The following is a 5,142-nucleotide window of genomic DNA, read 5'->3' on the forward strand; positions in this document are numbered from 1 at the left end:
ATTTCGATCTCTGCAGCCGCCTATTTCGACTCTGCAACGCGCCATTTCGACTCTGCAGCCGTCTATTTCGACTCTGCAATGCGCTATTTCGACTCTGCAGCGCCGCTTTTCGACTCTGCAACCGCCTATTTCAACTCTGCAGCGCCCCATTTCGACTTTGCACTACCCCTCCCCCTCCCTCACTCTCTCTTATCCAAATCCTCCACGTCCCGCTTGATGATTTCCCCCAAGTCCTCATTCGGCAGGGAAAACAGGGTTTCCACCAGCGAGTAGTTGCCGGCCAGCCGTCCGATCGGGGCGAGTTTCGCCAAGTTGATGCGCCCGTTTTCATACAGGTCGTCTTTGATGTGGAAACGCACCATTTCGCCGATCACGAGGTGATCGGAGCCGAGCGGGATGATGTCGTGCAGTTTGCATTCCATGCTGACGGGCGCTTCCGCGATGCGCGGAGCCGCGACAGCTTCGCACGGAGCGGACGGCAGATCGGCGTAATCGAATTCGTCCGCTTCCGGCGGCAAGGTTTCGGCGCTTTTCGCCATTTCGTTCGCCATGGACGAGGTGACGATGTTCACGACAAATTCCCCGGTCTCCCGGATGTTGGTCAGCGTATCCTTGACCGTCCCTTTGCGCGTGCCGGTGCCCTCGCCGATCGATATGCCGAGCATCGGCGGGTTGCGCGACACGACGTTGAAAAAACTGTACGGCGCGAGGTTCCTCACCCCGCTCTTCGACAGCGTGGACACCCACGCGATCGGCCGCGGCACGACACTGCCGATCAGCAGCTTGTATGTATCGCGCGGGGATAATTCCTTCGGATCGATGATCATTCTGTAGCGCCTCCTTTTTTATTCGAATAAAGTCAGTCCTTCTTTTCCCTCGACAGCAGCGAAGCGAGGAAGATCGAGATCCCGATGCCCGCGAAAGCGAGCGCCAGAACCCGGTCCTCGCCGCCCCGGATCAATAAAACCAGCCCGGTCAGGCAGAAGAGGATGCCGAGACCCGCATTCATCTTGTCGAATGACTTCAGCTGTTTCATGGATTCTCCTCCTAAGGAAAACCGCCGCCTCCTGTCCGGAAGCGGCGGCATCGTTTATTCTCCGGACGGGAGCTGCTGGAGCGGCCAGTACATCAGCCAGTACGTCAGTTCTTCGCCGTCCGTGTCGATCGACAGGTAGCGGGGGAACATGCCTGGGTTGCGCAGTTCCTGGAGCCGTTTGTTGAGCCCGTCGTTTTCGGGTTCGAGTCCGATGAGGCCGGCGATCGCGTCCTCGCGCGATTTGCCGTCGCGGATCATGGTCGCCAGGCCGTTCATGTACAGCTCGTCCTCGGGCAGCAGGTCGAACGCGTCTTCCGTGCGGCCGAGTGCCAGGTACGCGCTCACGAGGAGCCAGACCGCCCCCTGGTGATCGTGCGTCGCCTCGTCGAGCAGGAATTCGAGCTCGAGCGCCGCGCCTTCCGCGTCGCCGTTCGCCAGTTTCCAGGCCCCGTATTTGAAGGTGGACCGGAGCATCGGCCGGTTCGGCACGTACATCCACGGGTCGTCGAATTCTTTATTGAATGAAAGAAGGCCGGCTTTCTGGGCTTTCGCAAAGCGCAGTTTCTGGTACGTCGGCTCTTCTTCGGCATCCGCCAGGATCAAATTGACGTCCGCAAGATCCGGGGCGAGCTGCTCCGCTTCCCGTGCGAGCCGGAAGCGTTCGTCGTCCGTATCCGCTTCGTACGCCTCGTAGCAAAGAAGCTGCGCGCGCTCTTCGTCGTTCGCCGGTTCGAACGGCTTATCCTTCTCACTTTGGAGGAGCTGTTCCACTTCATCGGACGACGCGTCCGGATGGCGGGACACCCGCATGATCATTTCCCAAAGGCCGCGTTCGGTCGGGAGCGGGTCCGTGCCGATTTCGGCTTCGCTCACGAACTGCTCGTCGATGGAATCCTGCACACGGTCATAGATGAACGCCCAAACCATTTCCCGGTACTTCGCGAGCGTGCCGGACGCGACACCGAAGTATTCGCCGACCTCTTTCTGCAGCACTTCGCGGTCCCCGAACACCCCGTGCTCCGTCGCGCCGGCGATGAGTCCCGCCGCGACCGCCCCGGGCTTCCGGGCGTTGACGTCTTCCTTCAATAAAAACAGCTGCGCGATGTTCATCATCGTCTCCGATTCAAGATTGTGGTCCGCCATGTAGCGCTTCACCGCTTCGAGGACTTCCTCCTGGAACGGGGAGAACTCGATCGCCTGTTCGAAATCGCCGAACAGCTTATACAGCGCGAGCAGTTCGCCGTCGAAGTCCTTCAGTTTCGCACGGATCTCCTCCATCAGCGGCCGCTGGTTTTCCGGGATGAAGACAAGCCCGCCTGTCCCCTGCAAATCATTATCGCCGCGGCGCGGGTCCTGGAAGACGATCCCGAACAGCCAGCCGCCGGTGCCGCGGTAGCCCTGCGCGTCGATCGAAAATTCCTTGCCGGTCATCTCGTCTTTCAGCAAGAGGCGGTCATCCGCGACATTCTGTACCTCACCCAGCACGATGAACGGCCGCTGCCACGCCAGCAGCACTTCCTTCACTTGCGGACGCTCGGTTTTATTCAGCTGGCGGATAAGGAAACGCCGCCATAGCTCCTGCTTCTCGATATACATGTACGTCTCGAATGCGAGCGTCTCGATCAGGTCTTCGTCGAACAGGCCCTCGAGCTCGTTCTGCCACTGGTCGATCCGCTGTGAAATCTCCTCGTGTTCGCGGTGGCCGATGCTTTCTGTGATTGCGCCCTGCATTACGCGCTCCAGCTCCTCATCGATCAGCTCCTCGATCTCCTTCGGCTTTCCGCAGCATTTCTTATACTTCTGCCCGCTGCCGCATGGGCACGGATCATTGCGTCCTGTCATATGCGTCACCTTCTCTAAAATAAATTTCCTATCCATAAGCGTACCACACTTGCCGCTCTGAGTAGAAACAGGGCGGTGCGGGGGCGGGGGTTCGGTGCCTGGCACCAATTTTCACATTTGCGTATGCAATTCAAAAAACGGGTGCCTGGCACCAATTTTCTCAATTGTACTCGAAATTGTGAAATTTTCTTCCCAAAACAGTGAAATGGGATTTATCGTCCGTAGTTTTTGCACAGCTTCTCTCCCTATAATGGGAAAGGCTGCGGACCTGCAGGCGCAGCCGCCAAGAACTTTGCACAGGAGCTGATCAAGATGATGGATTTAGAACTCGTCGCTCAGTCGCAAAAAGAGGAAGTTGAACGGAAAGCTTACGGAGCCTGGAAGCACCAGGACGACATGGACACTCGTTTTCTTGAAAAAGTGGCGAAACGGCTGCGCATCAAGCGCCGGAAGCGTTCGCAAAAACCGACTATCGCGACCCCGATCTTCTAAATAAATTGGCCTTCAGCCGGACCGTCCAAAAGACAGTCCGGCTGATTGTATGTAAAAGAAGGAATTCCCTGCCCGCAAGCCGAATAATCTTTTGAATCAGAAAGGAGAATCAAGCACGTTATGTCAGCCTCATTCACACGCATCGATACTGTTTTTCTGCCGGTCACCGATCTGGACCGGTCCATCCAGTGGTACACCGGCACCTTCGGGTTCCCCATCCGCTGGACACATACGGAGGGCGGGTACGCCTGCCTCGATATCGGGGAGACGCCGCTCACTCTCGTGCGGACAGATGCAGTCACGCCCGAAGCACATATGCGCTTCAACTTTTTTGTCACAGACCCTGACGCCGCCCACCGGCAGCTGACCGAGCGGGGCGCCGGACCTTCCGCCATCCATCACGACGGCAACCTCCAGTGGTTCGACTTCACCGACCCGGACGGCCACAAGCTCGGCGTCTGCCACTTCAGCGAATAAAACCGAAAGCGGGGAACAGCATGGACATTCTGAAAGATTTCGGGATGCGGATGAAAGAACTGCGCCTGAAAGCCGGTATCACCCAGGAAGCCCTCTCGATCCGCGCCGAACTGGACCGCTCGTATATCGGTGCGGTCGAGCGGGGGGAAAAGAACTTGTCGCTTCTGAACATCGAGAAAATCGCCTGCGCCCTCGACGTCGACTTATCGTACTTCTTCGGCGATGAACGCTTCGCTCCCCGCTCTTCATCCCTGAAGCGCGAACTGAAGCGCCCGCTGGACAGCCGATTCATCTGCCATGCAGACCCGGTCAGCCAAGTCATCGCCTGGAAAATCACCGGTCCGCTGAGCGAGCACGACGTCCGCGAAGTCGCCCGGGTCATCAAAAGCCGCACGCTTTTATTGAATAAAGGAGAAGTCCGCCTCCTCATCGACAACCAGCCGATGATGGTCGACGGCCTGCCGTTCGTATTCTCGCCGGAAGTGTATGACGTATGGGAAGAGCTGCAGATGTGGCTGCTGCCATACTTGAGCCGCGTCGCCGTGCTATGCAACTCCCGCTTCATGAAAAACCAGCTCGACCGGCTCACGAAGCGGAGCGGCATCGCCGGCATCTCCCTGCATATCTACAGCCCTGACCCTGCGCGGAACATCCGGGAAGCACTGGCGTTCCTCGGAATCGAAGCGGACCCGTTCGCAGCAGTGCCGGGCACCGAACCAGAAGAAGCCGGCTCCGTGTGAGCCGGCTTCTTCTTTGTCCAATTAGGCATCCATGCCGCCTCCCTGCCGGAAGAAGCGGCTAATTTTCCAACAAGCGCCTAATCCGCCCCGGCATCTTCACCGAGGACCTCAGTACGAGCCAGCAAATGAAAAGGGCCGTTGCGGCGCCTGCGCTGTCGATGAAGACATCCGTGACTGCCGGCCCTCTTCCGGGCACGAAAGACTGGTGGAATTCATCCGAAGCGGCATACAGCGCCGCAATGGCGAACGCTGTCAAATAAGCCTTTCCGCCCCGCGCACCGCTGCGGCGCACTGCATTGAATGCGAGCAGCGCCAATACGAAATAAGCGAAAAAATGCGCACTTTTGCGGACCAGCGTGTGGAACATCTCAGGCTGCACGTCCAGCGACGGAAGGGTCGCTTGGACTGCACCTAGGACCGTCTCCGTAATCCGTCCGCTCATCCCGCCGGAATCCGAACCGGTCTGTGAGGAGAGATAAAAAATGAGCGCCATCCAGAGGAAGACGAGTGACCAGGAAAATACAGTGATCGGTTTCATATATCCGGTTCCTTTTT

Annotated in this window: 7 protein-coding genes; 3 read left to right on the forward strand and 4 right to left on the reverse strand. The window is 58.1% G+C overall.

Annotation, left to right across the window (positions count from 1 at the left end):
- Positions 1–179: 179 nt before the first annotated feature.
- From CCE92_RS15120 to CCE92_RS15765, 3 genes are read right to left on the reverse strand one after another with little or no spacing between them, the layout of a single operon-like run.
- On the reverse strand, positions 180–827 hold the full coding sequence (locus CCE92_RS15120; protein WP_088009433.1) for a flavin reductase family protein: 648 nt from the start codon (positions 825–827) through the stop codon (positions 180–182).
- A gap of 32 nt (positions 828–859) precedes the next feature.
- Positions 860–1,036, reverse strand: coding sequence for a hypothetical protein (locus tag CCE92_RS15910; protein WP_155522846.1), 177 nt, complete (start codon positions 1,034–1,036; stop codon positions 860–862).
- Between the two features lie 54 nt (positions 1,037–1,090).
- Positions 1,091–2,878 (reverse strand): YecA family protein, encoded by a 1,788-nt coding sequence (locus CCE92_RS15765; protein WP_206601407.1) that lies wholly within the window; start codon positions 2,876–2,878, stop codon positions 1,091–1,093.
- A 312-nt stretch (positions 2,879–3,190) separates the two neighbouring features.
- On the opposite strand from CCE92_RS15765, the gene CCE92_RS15130 reads away from it, so the two are divergent.
- From CCE92_RS15130 to CCE92_RS15140, 3 genes are all read left to right on the forward strand, one after another.
- Entirely contained in the window at positions 3,191–3,370 is a 180-nt protein-coding gene (locus CCE92_RS15130) for a hypothetical protein (RefSeq protein WP_088009435.1), read from the forward strand.
- A gap of 120 nt (positions 3,371–3,490) precedes the next feature.
- Positions 3,491–3,847 (forward strand): VOC family protein, encoded by a 357-nt coding sequence (locus CCE92_RS15135; protein WP_088009436.1) that lies wholly within the window; start codon positions 3,491–3,493, stop codon positions 3,845–3,847.
- 20 nt (positions 3,848–3,867) lie between these two features.
- Entirely contained in the window at positions 3,868–4,587 is a 720-nt protein-coding gene (locus CCE92_RS15140) for a helix-turn-helix domain-containing protein (RefSeq protein WP_088009438.1), read from the forward strand.
- Between the two features lie 58 nt (positions 4,588–4,645).
- Here CCE92_RS15140 and CCE92_RS15145 read toward each other — a convergent pair.
- Positions 4,646–5,142, reverse strand: a 497-nt coding sequence (locus tag CCE92_RS15145) for a VanZ family protein (RefSeq protein ID WP_088009440.1), incomplete at its 5' end; no start/stop codon positions are given.

The sequence above is a fragment of the Indiicoccus explosivorum genome (assembly GCF_002167005.1).
Taxonomy (GTDB): domain Bacteria; phylum Bacillota; class Bacilli; order Bacillales_A; family Planococcaceae; genus Indiicoccus; species Indiicoccus explosivorum.